This window comes from Nonomuraea sp. SBT364 (assembly GCF_001083785.1).
In the GTDB taxonomy this organism is placed as follows: Bacteria; Actinomycetota; Actinomycetes; order Streptosporangiales; family Streptosporangiaceae; genus Nonomuraea.
In genome coordinates this window covers 18,048-42,344 of sequence record NZ_LAVL01000002.1, presented here as the reverse complement: position 1 = coordinate 42,344, position 24,297 = coordinate 18,048, and the positions used below count along the sequence as shown (strand labels likewise).

Below are 24,297 nucleotides of genomic sequence, written 5' to 3'. Positions count from 1 at the left end.
GATTATGCCGCTGGTTCAGCACATTTCCACCGGGAGCCGCCCTACCGCAACGTCCCGTTCGTCATCCCGGCGGGCTCCTCCGGAACCGCGACCAGACCCAGCTCCGCGCTGGCGGCCACCAGCGGATGGTGCGGGACCACGCGCACGGTGTAGCCGAACGCGCCGGTGCGGTCGAGCGGGACCACGCCGGCGTAGTGCGCCCGGCCGTCGTCGTCGACGCCGTCGGCGGAGAGCGCCAGGTAGGCGGGGTGCAGCAGCTCGTCGTGCGGGCCGACCCTGCCGTAGGCGGCCTCCACGCGCACGTCGCCGGGCTCCAGGTCGCCCAGCGCCACCGTGGCGCGCAGCTCCAGCGACGCGCCGACCTCCGGCGTGTCGCCCACGCCGGACGCCTCCACGTGTTCCACCCGCACCCCCGGCCAGCCCTTGGTGACCTTGAGCCGCCAGGCCGCGAACGCCTTGGCCGGCGCGTACTGGCCGGCGGACAGCTCACGGGCGGCCCGCGCGGCCGGCGTGTAGAGGCCCACCACGTAGTCGCGCAGCATCCGCCCGGCCAGCACCTTGGGACCGAGCGAGGTCAGCGTGTGCTTGACCATCTCCATCCACCGGCGCGGCAGCCCGTCGCCCGCCCGGTCGTAGAACCGGTCGGACACCTCGTGCTCGATCAGGTCGTAGAGCGCCGCCGCCTCCAGCTCGTCGCGCCGGTCGGGGTCGCTGACGCCGTCGGCCGTGGGAATCGCCCAGCCGTTGGTGCCGTCGTACCACTCGTCCCACCAGCCGTCGCGGATCGACAGGTTGAGCCCGCCGTTGAGCGCCGACTTCATGCCGGACGTGCCGGACGCCTCCAGCGGGCGCAGCGGGTTGTTCAGCCACACGTCGCAGCCCTGGGTCAGGAGCTGGCCCAGCGCCATGTCGTAGTCGGGCAGGAACACGATGCGGTGGCGCACCTCGGGCCGGTCGGCGAACTTGACGATCTGCTGGATCAGCTTCTTGCCGCCCTCGTCGGCCGGGTGCGCCTTGCCGGCGATCACGATCTGCACCGGCTTGTCCGGGTCGAGCAGCAGCTCGGTGAGCCGCTCGGGGTCGCGCAGCATGAGCGTGAGCCGCTTGTAGGACGGCACCCGGCGGGCGAACCCGATCGTCAGCACGTCGGGGTCGAGCACGTCGTCGATCCAGCCGAGCTCGGCCGGCGAGGCGCCGCGGTCGCGCCACGAGGCGCGCAGGCGGGCCCGCGCGCCCTCGACCAGGCGGCGGCGGAGGGTGCCGCGGATGTGCCAGATCTCCGCGTCGGAGATCTTCTGCACGCCCTCCCAGCCGCGCGCCCGCTCCAGCAGCGACGGCAGCTCGCGCCCGGCCAGCTCCATGAACTCGCGGCCCACCCAGGTGGGCGCGTGCACCCCGTTGGTGATCGAGCCGATCGGCACCTCGTCCAGGTCGAAGCCCGGCCAGAGGTTCTTGAACATCTCCCGGCTGACCTCGCCGTGCAGCTCGGAGACGCCGTTGACGCGCTGGGCCAGCCGCATGCCCATGACGGCCATGTTGAACCGGCTCGGGTCGGCCTCGGCGCCGAGCGCCAGGATGCGCTCGACCGGCACGGTCGGCCAGGCGTTGTCGCCGCCGAAGTTGCGGGCGATCATGTCGACGGGGAACCGGTCGATGCCGGCCGGGACGGGCGTGTGCGTGGTGAACACCGTGCCGGCCCGCACCGCCTCCAGCGCCTCGTCGAACGTGAGCCGCGCCTCGGTCAGCTCGCGGATGCGCTCCAGGCCGAGGAAACCGGCGTGGCCCTCGTTGGTGTGGAACACCTCCGGGTCGGCGTGGCCGGTGAGCCGGCAGTAGGCGCGGATGGCCCGCACGCCGCCCACGCCCAGCAGCAGCTCCTGCATGAGGCGGTGGTCGGTGCCGCCGCCGTAGAGGCGGTCGGTGGTGTCGCGGGCCGCGCTGTCGTTGTCGGCCACGTCGGAGTCGAGCAGCAGCAGCGGCACCCGGCCCACCTGCGCCACCCAGACCTGCGCGTGCAGCACCCGGCCGGCGGGCAGCCCGACGCGGACCTTGACCGGCGTGCCGTCCGCCTCCTTGAGCTGGCTCAGCGGCAGCCCGCCCGCGTCGAGCGACGGGTAGTGCTCCAGCTGCCAGCCCTCGGGCGAGAGCGACTGGGTGAAGTAACCGTGGCGGTAGAGCAACCCGACGGCCAGGATCGGCACGCCCAGGTCGCTGGCCGCCTTGAGGTGGTCGCCGGCCAGGATGCCGAGGCCGCCGGAGTATTGCGGCAGGGCGGCGGCGATGCCGTATTCGGGCGAGAAGTAGGCGATGGCGCGCGCGGCGTCCGGCAGCGTCTGGTACCAGCGCGGCGCGGTCATGTATTCGCGCAGGTCGTCGGCGGCGTCGGCGAGCCGGCGCTGGAAGCGGCGGTCGGCGGCCAGCTCGGCCAGCCGTCCGTGGCCGACGGCGCCGAGCAGGGCGACCGGGTCGTGGCCGACCTGCTCCCAGAGGTCCGCGTCGACCTCGGCGAAGAGGTCCATCGTCTCGGGGTGCCACGACCAGCGCAGGTTGTGCACGAGCTCGCCGAGTGCGGCCAGCTCCGCGGGCAGGACGGTCCGGACGGTGAACCGGCGGATAGCTCTCACAATTTCGAACCCTATGGGCTAGGAGGGACGTCTGAGTCCTTCACCGGAGGGGAGGACCTTCAAACCCCTTCCAGGAGGAAGCATGAAGAGGGACGATTGGGGCAACTTCTTCCAATGTCAGTTCTCCCGGTGACACTCGGGGGTTCTATCCACTGCTGCCCGCAATTTACATGCAAGGATCGTTCCTGCCACGGAAAGCCTCCGGCGGTACCGAGTGTGCCGTCGCAACCTTTGAATGCGATGATCGGACGAATTCCCATCACGGACATCTCCCCCGTCGTCGACTGCGGGCAGTGGCCCGCCAAGGCGGTCGCCGGAGAGACCTTCGAGGTCTCGGCGACCGTGTTCAGGGAAGGCCATGACGCCGTGGCCGCCGGGGTGGTGCTCACCTCGCCCGACGGCCGCCGCGAGCGGCTGAGACGGATGCGCGAGCTCGCGCCGGGCACCGACCGGTGGACGGTGGACGTCTGCCTGCCCGCCGAAGGTGAGTGGCTGTTCCGCGTGGAGGCGTGGAGCGATCCCATCGCCACGTGGCTGCACGACGCGGAGATCAAGATCCCGCGCGGCATGGACGCCGACCTGATGTGCGAGGAGGGCGCCCGGCTCTTCGAGCGGGCCGCCAAGGCCGTGCGCCAGGCCGACTGCCCCGGCCCCAACGGCACGGGCCACCCGGCGATCCAGGGCCGCGCGGCCGCCCACGCCGCCGGGAGCGCCGCGAACGGCAAGCCCGCCGGAGCGAACGGCCGCAACGGGACCAACGGCCGCAACGGAGCCAACGGCGGCAGTGGAGCCAACGGCGGTAACGGCGGCAACGGCGACGGGGCCTGCGGGCACCGGGCGGCGCTGCTGGCGATCGCCTCGACGCTGCGTGACGAGGAGCTGGACCCGCGGGCGCGGCTGTCGATCGCGCAGTTGCCGGAGACGGCGGCGCTGCTGACCGCGCACCCGCTTCGCGAGCTGGTGACCAGGGCCAAGCAGCAGCGGATCAGGGTGGACCGGCGCCGGGCCCTGTACGGGTCCTGGTACGAGTTCTTCCCGCGTTCCGAGGGCGCCGTGGTGAGCGACTCCGGCATCACCAAGTCCGGAAATTTCCAGACAGCCGCCAAGCGCCTGCCCGCCATCGCCAAGATGGGCTTCGACGTCGTCTACCTGCCGCCGATCCACCCGATCGGCCACACGTTCCGCAAGGGCCGCAACAACACGCTCAGCCCGGAGCCCGACGAGCCCGGCTCGCCGTGGGCGATCGGCTCCGAGGACGGCGGACACGACGCGATCCACCCCGACCTGGGCACCATCGGCGATTTCGACGCTTTCGTGGCCAGAGCCCGCGAACTGGGCATGGAGATCGCGCTCGACTTCGCCCTGCAGTGCTCCCCGGACCACCCGTGGGTCAAGGAGCATCCGGAGTGGTTCACGATCCGGGCGGACGGCACGATCGCCTACGCGGAGAACCCTCCGAAGAAGTACCAGGACATCTACCCGCTGAACTTCGACAAGGACCCCGAAGGCGTCTACATCGAGGTCAAACGGGTGCTCCGGCACTGGATGGACCACGGGGTGCGGATCTTCCGGGTCGACAACCCGCACACCAAGCCGGTGGCTTTCTGGGAGCGGCTGATGGCCGACGTGCACGCCACCGACCCCGACGTGCTCTTCCTGGCCGAGGCGTTCACCCGGCCGGCGATGCTGCAGACGCTGGCCAAGGCGGGCTTCCACCAGTCCTACACGTACTACACCTGGAAGAACTCCAAGCCGGACGTCGAGGCGTACCTGTCGGAGCTGGCGCACGAGACCTCGCGCTTCCTGCGGCCCAACCTGTTCGTCAACACGCCGGACATCCTGCACGAGTATCTGCAGCACGGCGGGCTGCCCGCCTTCAAGATCCGGGCGGTGCTGGCGGCGCTGGCCTCGCCGACGTGGGGGGTTTACTCCGGGTACGAACTCACGGAAAATGTCCCAGTACGACCGGGTAGCGAGGAATATCTGGATAGTGAGAAATATCAATACAAACCGCGCGACTGGGTCACCGCGGAACGCGAGGGCCGCAGCCTCGCGCCGTTCATCACTCAGCTGAATTTGTTCCGAAGAGCCCATCCGGCGCTCCAGGAATTGCGTAATCTACGGTTCCACATGGTCGACCAACCGGACATCATCTGCTTTTCCAAACGACTCCCGGGCGCCTATGACACGGCCACACGAAGGCACGGGCTGGGCGACGTCGTTCTGGCGGTGATCAACCTGGACCCGCACCACACCCATGAGGCCACGGTCGAACTCGACCTGCCCGCGATCGGTCTCGACTGGAACGCCGAGTTCGTCGTCGACGACGATCTGTCGGGCGAGTCGTACCGATGGCGGCAGCGCAACTACGTGCGCCTCGACCCTCACATCCAGCCTGCCCACATTCTGACCGTACGGGCCTCGCCACGGTAGAACTGAATTCAGCGGGGAGTCTTCAACGTGTGTGAAAGCGCCTCCCTCATGAGCCCCCGAGGGGGCAGCTCATGAGCTCCACACCTATTCCCAACTCCTTCGACGAGGAGAAGCCGCGCGATCCGCAATGGTACAAGCGCGCGGTGTTCTATGAGGTGCTGATCAGGGGTTTCGCCGATTCCAACGGCGACGGCACCGGTGACATCAAGGGCCTGATCGGCAAGCTCGACTATCTCCAGTGGCTCGGCGTCGACTGCCTCTGGCTGCTGCCGCTGTACGAGTCGCCGCTGCGCGACGGCGGTTACGACATCGCGGACTTCATGAAGATCCTGCCCGAGTTCGGGGATCTGGGAGACTTCGTGAAGCTCGTCGACGAAGCCCACAAACGCGGCATGCGGGTCGTCGCGGACCTGGTGATGAACCACACCAGCGACGCCCACCCGTGGTTCCAGGCGTCCCGGCACGACCCGGAGGGCCCGTACGGCGACTTCTACGTCTGGTCCGACTCCGACAGCGCCTATTCCGACGCCCGGATCATCTTCATCGACACCGAGACCTCCAACTGGACCTACGACCCGGTCCGCGGCCAGTACTACTGGCACCGCTTCTTCCACCACCAGCCGGACCTCAACTACGAGAACCCGGACGTGCAGGACGCGATGCTGGAGGTGCTGCGCTTCTGGCTCGACCTGGGCATCGACGGCTTCCGGCTGGACGCGGTGCCGTACCTGTTCGAAGAAGAGGGCACCAACTGCGAGAACCTGCCGCGCACGCACGAGTACCTCAAGCGGATCCGCACCGAGGTGGACCGGCTATACCCGGACCGGGTGCTGCTGGCCGAGGCCAACCAGTGGCCGTCGGACGTGGTCGAGTACTTCGGCGACCCGGTGGGCGGCGGCGACGAGTGCCACATGGCCTTCCACTTCCCGCTGATGCCGCGCATCTTCATGGCCGTGCGCCGGGAGTCCCGCTACCCCATCTCCGAGATCCTGGCCCAGACGCCGAAGATCCCGGAGAACTGCCAATGGGGGATCTTCCTCCGGAACCACGACGAGCTGACCCTCGAAATGGTGACCGACGAGGAACGCGACTACATGTACACCGAGTACGCCAAGGACCCCCGCATGCGGGCCAACGTCGGCATCCGCCGCCGCCTGGCGCCCCTGCTGGAGAACGACCGCAACCAGATCGAGCTGTTCACCGCCCTGCTCCTGTCGCTGCCCGGCTCCCCCGTGCTCTACTACGGCGACGAGATCGGCATGGGCGACAACATCTGGCTCGGTGACCGCGACGGCGTCCGCACGCCCATGCAGTGGGACCCCGACCGCAACGCCGGGTTCTCCGACTGCGACCCCGGCCGCCTCTACCTGCCGGTCATCATGGACCCGATCTACGGCTACCAGGGGCTCAACGTCGAGGCTCAGCAGAAGAACGCGGGCTCGCTGCTCCACTGGACCAGGCGCATGATCGAGATCCGCAAACGCCACCCGGTCTTCGGCCTGGGCGAGTTCGCCGAGCTCAACTCCTCCAACCCGAGCGTGCTGGCCTTCGTCCGGGAACTGGGCGACGACCGCATGCTCTGCGTGAACAACCTGTCCCGCTTCCCGCAGCCGGTGGAACTGGACCTGCGCAGGTTCGTCGGAGTCTCCCCCGTGGAGACGATGGGCGGGGTGCCATTCCCGGCAATTGGCGAACTTCCGTATCTTTTGACGCTTCCTGGGCATGGGTTCTACTGGTTCACCCTCCCGCCGGCCGTAACCCAGGAGGAGTAAGACGTGCTTGACGAGCTCCTTGCCGCATGGATCAGCAGACAGCGCTGGTTCGGTGGCAAGGGGCGCCCGATCGACTCCCTGTCGATCGACTCGGACGTCGTCGTCCAGGCGGGCGACCCCTGCCTGCGCCACCTGATCGCCTCGGTGTGGCAGGACGGCTCCCGCGAGCGCTACCAGCTCCTGCTCGGGCTGCGCACCGAGCTCCCCGACACGCTCACCCACGCCCTCATCGGGCCGTACGCGACCGGCGGCGTCGAATGGTCGGCGTACGACGCGGTCCACGACAACGAGCTGACCCACTGGATGCTGGAGTCGATGGCGGACGGCTCCGGCCAGGACGGCGTGCGGTTCCGGCACCTGCCCGGCGTCGAGATCGACACCTCGCCGCGCAGCCTCGTGCTGGGGGCCGAGCAGTCCAACACCTCGCTGGTGTTCGGGGACGCGTACATCTGCAAGCTGTTCCGGCGGCTCATCCCGGGTGTGAACCCCGAACTGGAGGTCGTCACCGCGCTGGCCGAACGCGATGCGCCGCACATCGCCCAGCCGTACGGGTGGATCGAGACCGACCTGGACGGCACTCCGACGACGCTGGCGATCATGCAGGAGTTCCTGTCGAACTCCACCGACGGCTGGGACCTGGCCCTCACCAGCGTGCGGGACCTGTACAACTCGCTGTCCGGAATATCGGCCGCCGAGGCGGGCGGCGACTTCGCGGCCGAGGCGACCAGGCTCGGCGCGGCCACCGCGACCGTCCACCGGGAGCTGGCCGCCGCCTTCCCCACCGGCGTGGTCGAGATGCACGAGGTCAAGCGGATGGCCGAGGGGTTCCGGCGCAGGCTGGGCCGGGCCGTCGCCGAGGTGCCCGAGCTGCGCCCGCACGTCGGCGTCCTGGAGTCCGCCTACCACCAGGTGGAGGAGCTCACCACCGAGGTGCCCGTGCAGCGCGTGCACGGCGACTACCACCTCGGCCAGGTGATGCGCACCACCAGCGACTGGGTGGTGCTCGACTTCGAGGGCGAGCCCGGCCAGCCGCTGGCCGAGCGCCGGGCCTTGTCCTCGCCGCTGCGGGACGTGGCCGGGATGCTGCGCTCGTTCGACTACGCGGCCCGGCACCTGCTGGCCGGTCACGCCGAGGCGGAGAAGCTGGAGCCCAAGGCCGACGAGTGGGCCGCCCGCAACCGGGCGGCGTTCCTCGACGGCTACCTGCAGGGCGGCGGCGTGATCACACCGGGCGACGCGGCTCTGCTGCGCGCGTTCGAGCTGTCGAAGGCCGTCTACGAGGTCGTCTACGAGGCCCGCAACCGCCCGGCCTGGGTGTCGATCCCCCTGGCCGCCTTCCGTCATACCGCAGTATGCTTGCCTGATGGCAGACACGACCCGCATCACCGTGACGTTGCCGAATGACCAGGTCGCCGAGCTCAGGAAGCTCACCGACAACGTCTCCAGCTATGTCGCCGAGGCGGTGGCACGCCAGCTGCGGCACCAGCTCCTCGCCGCCGACCTGCTTCGCCACCAGGAGGAGCACGGCGAGTTCAGCGAGGAGGAGCTGGCCCGGGCACACGCCAGGATCTTCGGCGGGACAGAACCCGGCGGCTCGGCGCACGTCGCGTGATCAAACATGTCGAAACCGTCGTCCTGGACTCTCAGGGAGTCTCCGCCTGGCTGGCGGAGGACCGTGAGCTCCTCGCGATGTTCCAGGTGTTCCATACCATGGGCGCCGATTTCGTCATCGGCGCCAACACCATCGTGGAAGTCAGCCACGCGAGGGCGAACCTGCCCCGCCTGCAATGGGTGCTTTCCCGGGTCAGGGTCGAGCCGGTGACCGAGCGTACGGCGAAGGCGTCCGCGAGGCTGCTCAAGGCCGCGGGCCTGCATGGTCACAAGTACGCGATCGACGCGACGGTCGCCGAGATGGCACTACGTCAGCCCGGCCCGGTGGTCATGCTGACCTCCGACGTCGACGACATGGCCCGGCTGTGCGGCGGCCGGGTCCAGTTCGTCGGCATCTGAGGCGACAGGCGGCGGGCGGACGTCAGTCGCGGGCCGGCACGGGAGTGTCCGCTCGTCCGGCGGCGGCGAGCGCCGGGACACGCCGCAGGGTGGTCGCGGCGAGGGCCGCGGCGACCAGGAGGGTGAACGCGCCGGTCGCGGCGGCGGTGGCCAGACCGTCGCCGAAGGCGGCGCGGGCCGTGTCGAGAAGCGCGCCCGCGATGGGCGAGGGGTGCTGCGCCGCGACCGCCGGCGCGCCGCCGAGCGTGTCGGCGGCCGCCTCTGCCGCCTCCGGGGAGACGCCTCGCGGTACGGCGAGCCGCGCGGTGTAGACGGCGGCCGCGATGCTGCCGAAGATCGCCAGGCCGAGCGCGCCGCCGAACTCCTGGGCCGTCTCCGACAGCGCCGCCGCCGAGCCCGACCGCTCCGGCGGGGCGGAGCCGACGACCATGTCGGTGCCCAGCACCAGCAGCGGCGACGCGCCGAGGAAGAACAGCGTCTGACCGGCCACCAGCGGCCCGAGTCCGGGCTGGGTGATCAGCAGCAGACCGCCCGCGCCCAGCACGAGCCCCGCGGCGGACACGTACCCGGGCCTGATGCGGCGGGCCAGCAGCGGCGCCACCACGAAGCCGGCGATGACGGCCGCGGTGGACGGCAGCGTCCACAGACCGGCCTCCAGCGGCGACAGCCCGGCGACGAGCTGCATGTACTGCCCGGCGAGCAGGCCGATGCCGGGGCCGACCAGGATGACGAGCATCAGGCTGGCGAGCGAGCCGCTGAAACGACGCTCGGCGAACAGCTTGAGGTCCAGCAGCGGGTCGGCGATCGTGCGCTGCCGCCGGATGAAGACGACGGCCAGCACCAGGCCGGTGACCAGGGCGGCGACGGCGAGAGGGCCGGGCTCGCCGGCGGCCAGCTCCTTGACGCCGTAGGTGGCGGTGAGGGCGGCCACGACCGACAGCACGACGCTGACCAGGTCGAGCCGGCCGGGGTCGGGAGCGCGGTATTCAGGCAGCAGCAGCGGACCGGCCACGAGCAGCACCGCCATCACCGGCACGCCCAGCAGGAACGCCGACCCCCACCAGAAGTTCTCCAGCAGGGCGCCGCCCACCAGCGGGCCGATCACCATGCCGCCGGTGAACCCGACCATCCACAGGCTGATGGCCGTGGTCCGCTGGGCGGGATCGTGGAACATGTTGCGGATCAACGCCAGCGTGGACGGCATCAGCGTCGCCCCGGCGATGCCCAGCAGCGCCCGCGCCGCGATGAGCACCTCGGCGCTCGGCGCGTAGGCGGCCAGCGCGGAGGCCACGGCGAAGGCCGCCGCGCCGATCAGCAGCAGCCGCCTGCGCCCGACGCGGTCGCCGATCGTGCCCATGGTGATCAGGAATCCGGCGATGAGGAAGCCGTAGATGTCGTTGATCCACAACAACTGCGCCCCGGTCGGCCGCAGGTCCTCGCTCAGCGCCGGCGCGGCCAGGTGCAGCACGCTCACGTCAATGGAAAGCAGCAGCGTCGGCAGGATGAGGACGGCCAGGCCGATCCACTCCCGCCTGCCAGCACGTTCTATGTTCATGCATGGAACGCTAGGAACTCAATTGCGCTTGAGGTCAAGGACTTCCCGATAAACCCAAGATTCCGCACTTTCGGTGATTGTCTCGGTGAAAGCGGGCAGTGGCTGGGTTGGACGGTCGTCGTAGGGCAGGGTTGGGAGCATGCCGATGAGGACAGAGCTCGACCGCCTCGCGGGCGGGGCGCACCATGATCCGCACTCGGTGCTGGGGGCGCACCCCGTCGCGGGTGGAGTCACCTTCCGGGCGCTGCGCCCGCTCGCCGAACGGGTCCGGGTGGTGCTGGACGACGGCACCACCCACGACCTCAAGCACCAGGCCCACGGCGTGTTCGAGACCACGGTGCAGGGGCTGGACAAGGTGCCCGGCTACACGCTGAGCGTCCAGTACCCCGGGGGCGAGCCGCACGAGACGCGCGACCCGTACCGGCACTGGCCGACGCTGGGCGAGGTGGACCTGCACCTGATCGGCGAGGGGCGGCACGAGCGGCTGTGGGAGGTGCTCGGCGCCCGCGTGATGGAGCACCAGGACGTGCACGGCACCGCGTTCGCCGTCTGGGCGCCCAACGCGCGCGGCATCCGGGTCGTCGGCGACTTCAACCACTGGGACGGCACCGCCTACCCGATGCGGTCGCTGGGCCGTTCGGGCGTGTGGGAGCTGTTCGTCCCCGGTCTGGAGGCGGGCGAGCGGTACAAGTACCAGATCCTGGGCGCCGACGGCGTGTGGCGGGACAAGGCCGACCCGATGGCGCGCCGGACGGAGGTGCCGCCGCAGACCGCCTCGGTCGTGGAGGAGTCGCTCTACACCTGGGAGGACGACGCGTGGATGGCCGCGCGCCGCGACAAGCAGGCGCAGCGCGGGCCGATGAGCATCTACGAGGTGCACCTGGGCTCGTGGCGGCCCGGCCTGTCCTACCTGGAGCTCGCCGAGCAGCTCTCGGAGTACGTGGCCGACATGGGGTTCACGCACGTGGAGCTGCTGCCGGTGGCCGAGCACCCGTTCGGCGGCTCGTGGGGCTACCAGGTGACCTCCTACTACGCGCCGACGGCCCGCTTCGGCACGCCCGACGAGTTCCGCCGGTTCGTCGACCGGATGCACCAGCGCGGCATCGGCGTGCTGCTCGACTGGGTGCCGGCGCACTTCCCGATGGACGACTGGGCGCTGGCCCGCTTCGACGGCACCCCGCTGTACGAGCACGCCGACCCGGCCAGGGGCGAGCACCCCGACTGGGGGACGTACGTGTTCGACTTCGGCCGCAGGGAGGTGCGCAACTTCCTGGTCGCCAACGCGGTCTACTGGCTGAAGGAGTTCCACGTCGACGGGCTGCGGGTGGACGCGGTGGCGTCGATGCTCTACCTGGACTACTCGCGGCGCGAGGGCGAGTGGACCCCCAACGTCTACGGCGGGCGCGAGAACCTGGACGCCGTCGAGTTCATCAAGGAGATGAACGCGGTCTGCTACCGGGAGGCGCCGGGCATCACCACCGTGGCCGAGGAGTCGACGGCGTGGCCGGGCGTGTCACGACCGGCGCACCTGGGCGGGCTCGGGTTCGGGTTCAAGTGGAACATGGGCTGGATGCACGACACGCTGGAATATCTCCGGCATGAGCCGGTCTTCCGGCAGTACCACCACCATCAGATGACGTTCTCGCTGATCTACGCCTATTCGGAGAACTACGTGCTGCCGCTGTCTCATGACGAGGTGGTGCACGGCAAGGGCTCGCTGATGGGCAAGATGCCCGGCGACGAGTGGCAGCGCTTCGCCCAGTTGCGGGCGCTGCTGGCGTTCATGTGGGCGCATCCGGGCAAGCAGCTGCTGTTCATGGGCGGGGAGTTCGGCCAGGGCTCGGAGTGGTCGGAGGAGCGCGGGCTCGACTGGTGGGTGCTGGAGTTCGACGGCCACCAGGGCGTGCAGCGGCTGGTGCGCGACCTGAACCGGCTCTACCGCGACACCCCGGCGATGTGGGAGCAGGACTCGACGCCTGACGGGTTCCGGTGGATCGACGCCGACGACGCCCCGGGCAACACGCTGTCGTTCCTGCGTTACGCGGCCGACGGGTCCGCGGTGGCGTGCGTGGTCAACTTCAGCGGCGGGCCGCACGAGAGCTACCGGCTGGGCCTGCCGTACGGCGGGGAGTGGACGGAGGCGGTCAACACCGACGCCTACGAGTACTGGGGCAGCGGCGTCGGGAACATGGGCGTGATCGAGGCAGTCGAGGAGCCGTGTCATGGGCTGCCCTATTCGACGACGCTGCGGGTGCCGCCGCTGGGAGCTGTCTGGTTGACGAAGGGTGCCTGAAAGTCTGGTGAGAAAGGGGCTTCAGCCCTGTTTCTGAGGGACAAATCGCCCTAAACTCCGAGATCATCCCTTCTCGGAGGACGCCGGTGCGATTTCGCCCCCTGATCGTGTGCTCGCTCGTGCTCGCGCTGCTGCCCTCGGCGCCCGCCCTCGCCGCCGATCCGACGGCCGCACCCGTCCCGACCGCCACCCCGGCCCCGACACCCACACCGACGCCCACTCCCTCAACCCCCGAGGAGAAGGTCGAGGAAGGGTTAGGCGTCGACGGCGGCACCGTGCGGGCCATCGTGGAGCTGACCGAGCCGATACCGGCCGCGGTGTCCGAGATCGGCAAGGCCGAGGTGCTGCTGCAGCCGCAGAGCCAGCCGTTCGTCGTCGTCGAGGGCACCGCCGAGGAACTGGCGGCGCTCGCCGAGGACCCGAAGGTGACCTCCATCCACCGCGACCGCGCCTACCCGCCGTCGCTGATCTCCAGCATCCCGCAGATCGGCGCCGACAAGGCGCACGCCGCCGGCTTCACCGGGACCGGGCAGAACATCGTCGTCCTGGACACCGGCATCGACCGCGACCACCCGTTCTTCGCCGGCCGGATCACCGACGAAGCCTGCTTCTCGGCCGTCGACCAGGGCGTCGAATCCCTCTGCCCGAACAAGCAGACCAGCCAGACCGGCCCCGGCGCGGCCGACGCCGTCACCCCCATGTGCCTGGCCGGCGGCACGAACCTGTGCGACCACGGCACCCACGTGGCGGGCATCGCCGCGGGCACCGGCGGCGTCGCGCCCGGCGCCGGGATCATCGCCATCCAGGTGTTCAGCCGGGTCGACGACGTGGACGTGTGCGGCGAACCGGTCTGCCTGCTGGCCTTCGAGTCGTCGCTGCGGCTGGCCATGGACCACGTGGCGTCGCTGACCGCCCCGATCGCCGCGGTGAACCTGAGCCTGGGCGGCATGCCGTCCGACACCTCCTGCGACACCAGCGAGGAGGGCCAGGTACTCAAGCCGAAGATCGACGCCCTGCTGGCCAAGGGCATCGCGACCGTGGTCGCCGCCGGCAACGAGTACTTCGAGGGCGCGTCCTACCCGGCCTGCATCACCTCCGCCGTGGCCGTGGGCGCGAACGACGACGGCGACGCCATCGCCGACTTCTCCAACCGGGGCGCGCTGCTCGACCTGTTCGCGCCGGGCGTGGACATCGAGTCGTCGGTGCCGGACAACCAGATGACCGTCTACAGCGGCACCTCGATGGCGACCCCGCACGTGGCCGGGGCGCTGGCCCTGATGAAGGCCGCCGCACCGCAGACGCCGATGCCGGAGCTGATCGACAAGCTCAAGACGACCGGCAGGCCGTACGTCTATCAGGCCAACGGCGTCCAGGTGCGCACGCCGCGCCTGGACCTGGCGGCCGCGCTGGCCGGCGCGGCGCCGCAGCCGGATATCAGCCAGAGCCCGCCCACCCTGCCGGACTTCCCGGGCGACGACTCCGACCCCGGCACGGACCCCGAGCCGGAGCCGACGGACAGCGGCCCCACGCCCGAGCCCGATGACCCGGCGGATCCGGACCCGACGCCGGTCCCGCTGCCGACCGTCACCGTCACGGTGACGGTCACCGCCACCGCCGCCCCCACCGCCAAGGCCGCCGCCGTCTGCACACGCGGCACGACGGGCAAGCGGATGACCACCAAGCAGTGGGCCGTGGAGATCTACCGGGGCACCGGCTCGATCGACGACGCGACCCTGACCTGCTATCTCAAGCTCGCGCACAAGGCCAGCAAGGTCTTCCCCGAGCTGACCAAGGCCTCGTCGCTGGGCAAGGCGTACCGAGTGCTCAAGGCGGGCAAGACGGGCAAGCAGCGGCTCGACAGCGCCCTGCTCACCGGCTGGCTCAACTGGGCGCACGGGATGAACAACACCAAGGTCCTCAACGCCTCAGAAAAGGTGCGTCTCACCGCTAAGCCCACGAGCGCGGCACTCAAGAAGGCAGCCGCGAACGTTCTCAAAACTCGTTAATCACTCAGGAAACCCGGACATCAGGCGCACCACGTGCGGGCATCTGTCCGACCGTGAGACGCATGCTCCTGGTGGCCCTGGCCACGACCTCGACCGTCCTCGCCGCGACGGCCGCCGGGCAGGCCGACGCCGGTGACCCGGTGATCAGCCCGGCCCTGATCGCCCAGATCGACGCGCGCCAGAAGGTGCGCTCGATCATCGAGGTCAAGCCCGGCCAGAGCGTCAGCGCCGTGGCCGGCGACGTCGAGAAGGGCTCCTCCTCCGCCAGGGTGCTGGAGGCCACCGAGTCGCCGACGTTCTTCGTCGCCGAGATCGACGCCGCCGCGCTGGCGCACCTCAAGAAGGACTCGCGGGTCAAGGCCGTGTACGAGGACGGGCTGAGCAAGCCGTTCCTGGCCGAGACCACCAAGGTGATCGGCGCGGACAAGGCGCACGCGGCAGGCTGGACCGGCAAGGGCACCACCGTCGCCGTGCTCGACACCGGCATCGACCGCGACCACCCGTTCCTGGCCGGCCGGATCGTGGACGAGGCCTGCTTCTCCACCTCCGACGCGGCCGGCGAGGCCGTCTCACTGTGCCCGAACGGCCAGTCCAACCAGACCGGGCCCGGAGCCGCCGACGCCGAGACCCAGCAGTGCCTGGCCGGCGGCGCCAACCACTGCGACCACGGCACCCACGTGGCCGGCATCGCCGCGGGCAAGATGGCCACCGGCGCCCCCGCCGACGGCGTCGCCCCGGAGGCGGGCATCCTGCCCATCCAGGTCTTCACCCGCATCAACAGCACCGCCACCTGCGGCGCGCAGACGCCGTGCCTCCTGAGCTACACCTCCGACCAGAAGCTGGCGCTGGAGTACCTCGCGAAAGTCGCCAAGGAACGCAACGTGGCCGCCGTCAACATGAGCCTCGGCGGCGGCGGGCCGCACCGGCAGCACTGCGACGCCGACCCGGGCGCGGGCGCCCTCAAGCCGCAGTTCGACCAGTTGCTGGCGCTCGGCACCACCCCGGTCGTCGCGGCCGGCAACGACGGATGGACCGACGCCGTCGCCTCCCCCGCCTGCGTATCCAGCGCCGTCACCGTCGGCGCCACCGACGACACCAACCGGATCGCCACGTTCTCCAACCGGGGGACACTGCTCGACCTGCTCGCGCCCGGCGTGGACGTCAACGCCTCGGTGCCGGACGACGCGTACGGGCTGATGAGCGGCACGTCGATGGCCGCCCCGCACGTGGCGGGCAGCTTTGCGCTGCTGAAGCAGGCCTTCCCGAACCTGACCGCCACGCAGGCGCTGCAGCGGCTGCAGACCACGGGCCTGCGCATCGAATACACCTCCGTCGCCACCGCCCGCATCGACCTGGGCGCAGCCACCGCGGGCACGCCCCAGGTCTGACCCGCACGTCCGGCTCCTGCCGCTTAGGGTGGCTTCATGGACGCAGGCAAAGCGATCATCGAAACCGTCGGCAAGCTCCGTCAGCGGCGCACCGCGCCCCTGGTGCTGGAACTGGACCTCACCGAAGGGGTGATCGAGGGCCCGCCCGCCGACCCGCTCGCCGCCGTGCTCTCCATGCGCAAGCCGCGCCTGTCCGACGTGCTGGCCGGGCTCAAGCGCGCCAGGCAGGACTCCCGGGTCAAGGCGCTCATCGTGAAGATCGGCGGCAATCCGCTGGGCCTGGCCACCGTCCAGGAGCTGCGCCAGGCCGTGGTGCACTTCCGCGCCTCGGGCAAGCTGACCGTGGCCTTCGGCGAGACGTTCGGCGAGTTCGGCAGCGGCACCGTGCCCTACTACCTGGCCAGCGCCTTCGAACGCGTCTACCTGCAGCCCAGCGGCGACGTCGGGCTGACCGGCATCGCCATGGAGCAGCGCTTCGTCAAGGGCGCGCTGACCAAGCTCGGCGTCGGCTACGAGATGGGCCAGCGGCACGAGTACAAGACCGCCGCCAACACCTTCACCCACGACCACATGACCGAGCCGCACCGCGAGTCGATCAGCCGGATCGTCGAGTCCGTCACCGGCCAGCTCACCGCCGGCATCGCCGACGGCCGCCGGCTCGACCCGGCCAAGGTCCGCGAGCTGTTCGACCAGGGCCCGTTCATCGGCCCCGAGGCGCTCCAGGCCGGGCTGGTCGACGGCCTGGCCTACCGCGACGAGGTGTACGACGAGGTCAAGCGTGCCGCCGGCGACGAGGCGCACCTGCTCTACGTCTCCCGCTACGCCAAGGCCGCCGCCGTGCGCAAGATGCCCAACCCGACCGCCGACGGCATCGCGCTCGTCCACGGCATGGGCCAGATCCGCAGCGGCCGCTCCGGCCGCAGCCCGCTCGGCGGCAGCGGCGCCATGGGCTCCGACACGGTCAGCGCCGCGCTGCGGGCGGCCCGGCGCGACGAGCACGTCAAGGCCGTCGTGTTCCGCGTCGACAGCCCCGGCGGCTCGTACGTCGCCTCCGACACCGTCTGGCGCGAGGTCGTGCTCACCCGCAAGGTCAAGCCGATCATCGTGTCCATGGGCGACCTGGCCGCGTCCGGCGGCTACTTCGTCTCCATGGCCGCCGACGTGATCGTCGCCCAGCCGGGCACGCTGACCGGCTCCATCGGCGTGTTCGGCGGCAAGCCCGTGCTGTCGGAGCTGCTGGAGCGGATCGGCGTCACCTCCGAGATGGTGGCCGAGGGCGCCAACGCCGGCATGTTCTCCACCGCGCGCGGCTTCTCCCCCGAGCAGTGGGCCCGGGTCAACGCCTGGCTCGACCGCATCTACGACGACTTCGTGGGCAAGGTCGCCGAAGGCCGCTCCCTGACCCGCGAACGGGCCCACGAGCTGGCCAGGGGCCGCGTCTGGACCGGCGCCGACGCCCGCGACGGCGGGCTGGTGGACGAGCTCGGCGGCCTGGAGGACGCGCTCGCCCTGGCCAGGAAGCGGGCCGGGCTGTCCGACGACGCGCCGGTGCGCACCTTCCCGCGGCTCAACCCGCTGGAGCGGCTGCGCGGGCCCGACTCCAGCGAGGACCGGGCGGCGGCGCTGGCCCGGGTCCGGCTCGACGCCTGGGGGCCGCTGGCACGGCTGTCGGCCGAGCTGGGGCTGCCCGCGGCCGGGCCCCTCTCCCTGCCCGCCTGGTACGTCATCCGCTGAACGGCGAGGGCCGCCCCGGGGGGCGCGCTTCGCGCGTGGATCGTCAGGGCACGGCAACCGCACATTCCGTCAGCGGTGCCCGCCCACTGGCGCCGCTCGCCGAGATCGGCGTACCAGCGGATGCGCGAGGGCCCTCAGACCATCGACCGGTCAGATCTGGCCGGTCGCAGGAGGGGAGGAGGAGCGATGAGCGGCGGACATGCCACGGGGGCGGACGTCAGGTCACCCGTCCATCGCCCGATACCGCCCGCGGAGCCGTACCAGCGGCTGGAGTGACGGGGTCACGTACGAGACGGCGAGCACCTGGGCGATGAACAGCGTGTGGTCCCCCGCCGGCACCACCTGCGACGTCTCCACCTCAAGGGCGGCGACGCCGTCCTCCAGCACCAGCGCGCCCGAATGGGGGCCGCGGTGGTGGGGGGCGCCGGCGACGAGGTGGCGGGCGCTGGGCCGGCCGGGCGCGGCGAAGCGGCTGGCCATGGCCGCCTGGCCGGAGGAGAGCAGGGAGCACGCCCAGCGGTCCTGGCGGCACAGCACCTCGCTGAGGTAGCCGCCGCTGGACAGGCTGACCAGGACGAGCGGCGGCGCCAGGGAGACCGACAGCAGGGCCGAGACCGTGACGCCGAGGTCGTCGCGGCCGTCGCGGACGGTGACGACCGCCACGCCGCCCGCGAGCTGTGCCATGGCCTCGGTGAACTCGCTCACGGCGAGGGCCTCACGGATGAGGCCCCCGCCGGGCGGGTCAGCCGAGGCCGTTCGCGGTCAGCCATTCCTTGGCCACCGTGGCGGGCTCGTCCTTGTTGACGGCGATCTTCTGCATCATGTCGAGCAGCGAATCGGTCGTCAGCTTGGCGGAGATCTCGTTGAGGGTCGTGCGCACCGCGTCGGTGGCCCCGGCCTTGTTCAGGAGCGGGGTCACGTTCTGGGCGGGGAAGATGTTCTTGGTGTCCTCGAGCGGCACCAGGTTGTTGGCGGTGATCTTCGGGTCGGTGGAGAAGACGTTGCCGACCTGGATGGAGCCGTCCTTGATGGCGTCGGCCGTGGCCGGGCCGGTGGGCTTCCACTGCTTGAACTCGATGCCGTAGACCTCCTTGAAGGGGGCCTCCCAGCGCTTCTTGAACTCCGGCGGGCCGCCCACGATCATGTCCTTCGACACCTTGGCCAGGTCTTCCATCGTGGTGATCGACTGCTTGGCCTGGGTGTCCTTGCTGATCGACAGGGTGTCCTTGTCCTCGGCCGGGGAGGAGTCGAGCACTTCGAGCTCCGCGGGGAGCTTCTCCTTCAAGGCGGCGTTGACCTCTTCGGTGGTCGCGGCCTTGTTCTGCTGGTCGATGAAGGCCAGCAGGTTGCCGTTGTACTCGGGCACGAGCGTGAGCCCGCCGCTCTTGACCTGGTCGTAGACGACCTCGCGGCTGCCGATGCGGGGCTTCTCCTCGACCGTCACGCCCTTGGCCTCAAGCGCCTGGGCGTAGATCGAGCCGAGCAGCACGCTCTCGTCGAAGTCGAACGAGCCGATCACGACGGTTCCCCCGCCACTGGAGGCGGAGCCCGTGGGCGCCGCGCTCGTGGTGTCGAGCGGGTTGCCCCCACCGCCGCCGCCACCGCAGGCGGTCAGCGTGAGCGCCGCGGACAGGACCACCGCCGCGGTGCTGAATATGCGTCTCATCAAAATGTCCCCTTCTTGCGGGAGGTAGTCAAAATGCCCCCTTCTTACGGGAGGTCGTACGAAAAATCAGCGAATCTTCAGGCGTTGGCTCACCCCCGGGGAGACCGTCACCCTCTGCGCGAAGGTGAACGCGATCTGCACCACGAGCGCGAACAGCACAATCAACACTGAACCCCCGACGACGCTCGCGTAATCCTTCGTCGCGAACCCGTCGATCACGAAGCGGCCCAGCCCGCCCAGCCCGGTGTAGGCCGCGACGGTCGTGGTCGCGACCACCTGGATGGCCGAGAGCCTGAGCCCGAGCAGGATGAGCGGCAGCGCGACGGGCACCAGCACCCGCCCGAGCACCTGCCCGCCGCGCAGCCCCATCCCGTACGCCGCGTCGCGCAGGTCGGGATCCACTCCCCTGATGCCCTCGAACGTGTTGACCAGGATCGGAGGCACGGCCAGCAGCACCAGCGGAATGATCACCGGCCAGATCGACGCGGTGCCGAGCAGCAGCACGAACAGCACCAGCAGGCCGAGCGTCGGCAGCGCCCTGGCCAGGTTGGCCGTGACGACCACGAGCACCCCGCCCCGGCCGGTGTGGCCGATGAGCAGCCCGAGCGGCACCGCGATCAGCATGGCCAGGACGAGCGCCAGGGCGGAGAACTCCAGGTGTTCCAGCAGCCGGGCGGGGATGCCGTCGGGCCCCGACCACCGGGCGGGGTCGCCGAAGAAGTCGATCAGCCAGTTCACGACGCCCCCCTCGCCCGCACCCACGGGGTGAGCAGCCGCTGAGCCAGGAGCAGCAGCCCGTCGGCGACCAGGGCCAGCACCACGATGAGCACGATGCCGACGACGACCGGCGGCAGGAACGGGTTCTGGTAGGCCCTGGTGAACAGCATGCCGAGCCCGCCCTGCCCGATCAGCGCGCCCACGCTGACCAGGCTGATGCTGGAGACCGCGACCACCCGCAGACCGGCGATCACCACGGGCGCGGCGATGGGCAGCTCGACCTGGACCAGGCGGCGCAGCGGCGTGAAGCCCATGGCCACCGCCGACTGGCGGACGTGGGCCGGCACCGAGCCGATCCCGTCGACCACGGCCGGGATGAGCACGGCCATCGCGTAGAAGGTGAGCGGGATGATCACGGTCATCGGCGACAGCCCGGTGACCGAGATCAGCAGCATGAACAGCGGCAGCGACGGCAGCGCGTAGATCACGTTGAACACGCCGGCGGTCGGCTGGTAGAGCCACCGCCACCGCACGCTGGCCAGGCCCAGCGGCAGGGCCAGCACCAGGCCGAGCACGATCGGGACGAGCGACATGAGCAGGTGGTCGCCGAGCAGGTCCCTGATGCTGCCGACCCGCCCGGTGTCCCAGTTGCGCGCGATCCACTCCCAGAGTGTGGGCGGCCCGTCACCCATGCGCGGCCTCCGCCAGCGCCTCGTCGAGCGCCTCCCTGGTGGCCACGCCGACGACCTCGCCCCGCTCGTCCACGGCCACCGCGCTGCCCGTGGGCGACAGCAGCGCCGCGTCGAGCGCGGTCCGCAGGGAGTCCTTGCCGTGCAGGTAGGTGCCCGCCCCCTCGGGGGCCGGCAGGTCGGTACGGAGCCGCAGGCCCTCGGTGGAGACGAACTGCAGGCGGCGGATGCCCCGGTCGCGGCCCAGGAACTCACGGACGAAGTCGTCGGCCGGCTCCGACAGCAGAGTCTTGGGGTCGGCGAGCTGCGCCAGCTTGCCGCCCACGCGCAGCACCGCCACCCGGTCGCCGAGCTTGATGGCCTCGTCGATGTCGTGGGTGACGAACACGATCGTCTTGTTCAGCTCCGCCTGGAGCCGCAGCAGCTCGTCCTGCAGGCTGGTGCGGACCACCGGGTCGACGGCGCTGAACGGCTCGTCCATCAGCAGCACCGGCGGATCGGCGGCCAGCGCCCTGGCCACGCCCACCCGCTGTTGCTGCCCGCCGGAGAGCTGGAACGGGTAGCGCCCGGCCAGCGCCGGGTCGAGCCCGACGCGCTCCAGCAGCTCCATGGCTCGGTCGCGGGCCTTCCCGCGATCCCAGCCGAGCAGGTAGGGCACCGTGGCGACGTTGTCCAGGATCTTCCGGTGCGGGAAGAGACCGGCCTGCTGGATCACGTACCCGATGCCGCGCCGCAGCGTCGGCGGGTCGATGTTCTGGACCGGCTCCCCGTCGAGCAGGATGCGCCCTTCGGTGGCGTCGATCATCCGGTTGATCATCCGCAGTGACGTCGTCTTCCCGCAGCCCGAAGGGCCGACGAACACGGTGATCTCACCCGTGGGCGCCTCCAGGCTGAGGCGGTCCACGGCTACCGTTCCGTCTGGGTAGCGTTTGGTGACAGCGTCGAATGTGATCACGCGCGACCTTCCGCTTCGTGGCAGGGCCGAGGCCCCCCTGCCACGACCGCCGCATGATCTAACGGCAACCACCCTACGGCGATTGGGCGTGGTCTGTCCCATCGGGCCGAGGTTAAGCGGTTCACTGACCTGCGATTCCGTACGAATTCGTGATCTGGTAGTGCGCCGGCCTGGGTGGAGTTGGCATGATTGCCTCCACATACTCTGACGCCGCACCCTCACCCCGCAGCGTCCGCTTTTCCAGTAAGAGGATCCGGTCACGTGACACACTCGCTCACCGGTCAGCACTCGCGTCCCGAGCTGATCGCAGAGCTCTACGACCGTCACGCCGCCGGGCTGTTCGCGTACTGCGCGGACCAGCTCGGCGACCCGGGCTCCGCGGCAGACGTCCTGGCGACCGTGCTCGCCGGCGTGCCGTCGCAGCCGCCCCCGCGTGCCGCCCTGTACGCCTACGCCCGTCGCGAGATCTTCCGCCGCGACGTCGTCTACGCGCCACCCGTCGTCGATCCGCTCATCGACCCCGCCTCGGCGCTGGTCGAGCGGACGCTGCGCGAGCTGCGCCCGCAACAGCGCGAGGTGCTCGTGCTGTGCCAGGTGTGCGGACTGAACCGGGAGGAGCTCGCCTGGGTGCTCGACGTGGCGCCCGACACCGCCGAGGAGCTGGCGGTCAGCGTGGCGCACCGATTCACCCAGGCGCTCGGGCTGGCGCTGGCCGGCACCGGCGGGCGCGTGTCCAAGCCGGTCGCCGACGTCTACGGCGCGCTGTCGGTCGCGCCGCTGCGCGACGTGCTGGGCCGCCTGCCGTGGCCCACGCCGCCGGCGGCGCTGCGTGTCCACTTCGCGGGATCCCGTACGGCGGAGCCCGCGCCGATGTTCGTCAAGCCGCGCTGGCCCGTGCCGCCCACCTGGCCGCTGCCGCTGGGGCAGGCCGACCCGGCGAGCACCACCGGCATCTTCCCCGCCGAACTGCTCACCCCGCCGTCGCCGTCGCGCGTCCCCGACCACGACGCCACCACGGCGCCGATGCCCAAGCTGCGCGACCCGTTGGCGCCCTCCCCGGAGCGCACCGGCCGGCCGTCGTCGTTCCGCGCCTTCGAGGCCGCCCCGGCCACCCCGTTCGCCGCCTTCGAGCCCAGGCGCAGGGCGGCCGCCGACACCCCCGCGCCACCACCCGCACCCGCACCCGCGCGCGATCCCGAGCCGCGTCTGGAGCGGCCCTTCATCATGCCCGCGCCGGTCCCGGCGGACGTGCTGGACGACGAGCCGGTGACCCAGGAGCTGCCCGCCGTCGGCGACATCCGGAGCCTGCGCGACCCCGGGCCCCTGTTCACGCCCCGCACGCAGGCCAAGGAGCCGGTCTACCGGATGCCCCTGCCACCGGAGCCGTCCCCCGTGCCCGCGTCCCGCGAGGCCCCGGAGGCGGCGCTCCCGGACGGCGACGTCACCGGACCGGCGGACGCGCCCGAGAAGACCCTTCTGAGGACGGAGACGTCCGGGACGGACGCTCTAGCGGCGAGCGTCCCGGAGGCTCGGACCAGGCCCGCGCGGCAGACACCGGCCCCCCGGAAGGCGCCGGGCCCGCGCAAGGCCGGCGCGCGGCCCAAGGGCAAGGCCGGGAAGAAGCGCCGCAGGCACCATGACTGGGCCTGGGAGGTCACCGGGTTCCTGATCTGCGTGGTGATCGCGATGATCGTCTTCTTCTCGGTCCCGATGATCGTCAGCCCATGACGGCCGTCACATGGTGTTGACGATCAGCCCGATGTGCGTGAAGTAGTTCAACGCCCCGAACAGCGTGAACACCACCCCGGCGACCAGCCAGCACCCCCCGTCACCGTCGCTGCGGGCCCGCCCCGGGCCCGCAGCGCGAACGGGAAGAGCACCGCCCCCACGCCCACCAGCACGTACAGCCCGGAGATGAACGTCGCCTCCAGCATCGGCAGGTCCGCGAACGCCCCGGAGATCGGCTCCTGCGGCGGCGCGGCGAACAGCGTGTACGTCCACCCGGCGGCGGCGATGCCGAAGCAGGCCAGCCCCATCCCGAAGGCGAACACCGAGACCGGCCCCGCCACCCGCGCCACGACCTCGCGCCGGTCGGCCGCGGCCGGCGGCGGTGCCCAGCGCTTCCACAGGTAGAGGGCGGCCGCGAGCAGCATCACGCCGAACGCGAGCGACGGCTCGCCGAAGATGATGTTGTCGAACGGGAACCCCTGCCCGGCCAGCGGCCAGGTGAGCGTCATGTGCAGCCCGGTGGCGGTCAGGATCGCGCCGAGCACGCCGAACGCCAGCGCCCACCCCTCCACGTGCTCCATCGGCTCGCCGCGCAGCAGCTTCCTGCCGAAGCCGACCACGAGCACCAGCCCCACGCCCGCCGCGACGGCCATGATCGTGTTGTACGTGGGCATCTTGGTCCAGTCGATCTTCAGCTCCGGCTGGACCAGCAGATATCCGATCATGT

18 protein-coding genes are annotated in these 24,297 nt (G+C 70.8%); 10 read left to right on the top strand and 8 right to left on the bottom strand.

Annotated elements, in window-relative coordinates:
- Window positions 1–41: 41 nt before the first annotated feature.
- Window positions 42–2,624: an alpha-glucan family phosphorylase gene (gene glgP, locus ADY59_RS01640; protein WP_049556754.1), complete on the bottom strand. Its 2,583-nt coding sequence runs from the start codon at window positions 2,622–2,624 to the stop codon at window positions 42–44.
- Window positions 2,625–2,864: 240 nt separating this feature from the next.
- Between glgP and ADY59_RS01635 the strand changes: the two genes are divergently transcribed.
- The 5 genes from ADY59_RS01635 to ADY59_RS01615 all read left to right on the top strand — a co-directional run bounded on the left by ADY59_RS01635 (window position 2,865) and on the right by ADY59_RS01615 (window position 8,839).
- Window positions 2,865–5,057, top strand: coding sequence for an alpha-1,4-glucan--maltose-1-phosphate maltosyltransferase (locus tag ADY59_RS01635; RefSeq protein ID WP_049556752.1), 2,193 nt, complete (start codon window positions 2,865–2,867; stop codon window positions 5,055–5,057).
- Window positions 5,058–5,128: 71 nt separating this feature from the next.
- Window positions 5,129–6,829, top strand: a complete 1,701-nt coding sequence (treS, locus tag ADY59_RS01630) for a maltose alpha-D-glucosyltransferase (protein ID WP_049556749.1) — start codon at window positions 5,129–5,131, stop codon at window positions 6,827–6,829.
- 3 nt (window positions 6,830–6,832) lie between these two features.
- The gene (locus tag ADY59_RS01625) at window positions 6,833–8,233 is read left to right on the top strand and encodes a maltokinase N-terminal cap-like domain-containing protein (protein WP_049556747.1); all 1,401 of its coding nucleotides are present in this window, start codon (window positions 6,833–6,835) and stop codon (window positions 8,231–8,233) included.
- Window positions 8,193–8,441, top strand: a complete 249-nt coding sequence (locus ADY59_RS01620; RefSeq protein WP_049556745.1) for a hypothetical protein — start codon at window positions 8,193–8,195, stop codon at window positions 8,439–8,441. Before ADY59_RS01625 ends, ADY59_RS01620 begins: the two co-directional genes overlap by 41 nt.
- A 77-nt stretch (window positions 8,442–8,518) precedes the next feature.
- Complete coding sequence (locus ADY59_RS01615; RefSeq protein WP_231618492.1) at window positions 8,519–8,839, top strand: DNA-binding protein; 321 nt, start codon at window positions 8,519–8,521, stop codon at window positions 8,837–8,839.
- A gap of 22 nt (window positions 8,840–8,861) precedes the next feature.
- Here ADY59_RS01615 and ADY59_RS01610 read toward each other — a convergent pair whose 3' ends face one another.
- Window positions 8,862–10,394: an MFS transporter gene (locus ADY59_RS01610; protein WP_049556741.1), complete on the bottom strand. Its 1,533-nt coding sequence runs from the start codon at window positions 10,392–10,394 to the stop codon at window positions 8,862–8,864.
- 145 nt (window positions 10,395–10,539) lie between these two features.
- Here ADY59_RS01610 and glgB point away from each other — a divergent pair, with 145 nt between their 5' ends.
- The 4 genes from glgB (at window position 10,540) to sppA (ending at window position 17,815) form a co-directional block, all read left to right on the top strand.
- Window positions 10,540–12,687, top strand: a complete 2,148-nt coding sequence (gene glgB / locus ADY59_RS01605; protein WP_082309772.1) for a 1,4-alpha-glucan branching protein GlgB — start codon at window positions 10,540–10,542, stop codon at window positions 12,685–12,687.
- An 86-nt stretch (window positions 12,688–12,773) separates the two neighbouring features.
- A complete protein-coding gene (locus ADY59_RS01600; protein WP_156325239.1) occupies window positions 12,774–14,693 on the top strand; it encodes a S8 family peptidase in 1,920 nt (639 codons plus the stop codon).
- A 62-nt stretch (window positions 14,694–14,755) separates the two neighbouring features.
- Entirely contained in the window at window positions 14,756–16,081 is a 1,326-nt protein-coding gene (locus tag ADY59_RS01595; RefSeq protein ID WP_053174365.1) for a S8 family peptidase, read from the top strand.
- 36 nt (window positions 16,082–16,117) lie between these two features.
- Complete coding sequence (gene sppA / locus ADY59_RS01590; RefSeq protein WP_049556736.1) at window positions 16,118–17,815, top strand: signal peptide peptidase SppA; 1,698 nt, start codon at window positions 16,118–16,120, stop codon at window positions 17,813–17,815.
- A 222-nt stretch (window positions 17,816–18,037) separates the two neighbouring features.
- On the opposite strand, the gene ADY59_RS01585 is transcribed toward sppA, so the two are convergent.
- The 5 genes from ADY59_RS01585 to ADY59_RS01565 form a co-directional block, all read right to left on the bottom strand.
- Entirely contained in the window at window positions 18,038–18,520 is a 483-nt protein-coding gene (locus ADY59_RS01585) for a flavin reductase family protein (RefSeq protein ID WP_049556734.1), read from the bottom strand.
- Between the two features lie 37 nt (window positions 18,521–18,557).
- The gene (locus tag ADY59_RS01580) at window positions 18,558–19,481 is read right to left on the bottom strand and encodes an ABC transporter substrate-binding protein (protein ID WP_049556732.1); all 924 of its coding nucleotides are present in this window, start codon (window positions 19,479–19,481) and stop codon (window positions 18,558–18,560) included.
- Window positions 19,482–19,547: 66 nt separating this feature from the next.
- On the bottom strand, window positions 19,548–20,219 hold the full coding sequence (locus tag ADY59_RS01575) for an ABC transporter permease (RefSeq protein WP_049556730.1): 672 nt from the start codon (window positions 20,217–20,219) through the stop codon (window positions 19,548–19,550).
- Window positions 20,216–20,890, bottom strand: a complete 675-nt coding sequence (locus ADY59_RS01570; RefSeq protein ID WP_049556728.1) for an ABC transporter permease — start codon at window positions 20,888–20,890, stop codon at window positions 20,216–20,218. Before ADY59_RS01570 ends, ADY59_RS01575 begins: the two co-directional genes overlap by 4 nt.
- Window positions 20,883–21,842, bottom strand: coding sequence for an ABC transporter ATP-binding protein (locus tag ADY59_RS01565; protein ID WP_049556727.1), 960 nt, complete (start codon window positions 21,840–21,842; stop codon window positions 20,883–20,885). Before ADY59_RS01565 ends, ADY59_RS01570 begins: the two co-directional genes overlap by 8 nt.
- A 261-nt stretch (window positions 21,843–22,103) precedes the next feature.
- Between ADY59_RS01565 and ADY59_RS01560 the strand changes: the two genes are divergently transcribed.
- Entirely contained in the window at window positions 22,104–23,570 is a 1,467-nt protein-coding gene (locus ADY59_RS01560) for a sigma-70 family RNA polymerase sigma factor (protein ID WP_049556725.1), read from the top strand.
- Between the two features lie 47 nt (window positions 23,571–23,617).
- Here the strand turns inward: ADY59_RS01560 and ADY59_RS01555 are convergent, their stop codons facing one another.
- Window positions 23,618–24,295: a DUF981 family protein gene (locus ADY59_RS01555; protein ID WP_231618491.1), complete on the bottom strand. Its 678-nt coding sequence runs from the start codon at window positions 24,293–24,295 to the stop codon at window positions 23,618–23,620.
- Window positions 24,296–24,297 lie beyond the last annotated feature (2 nt).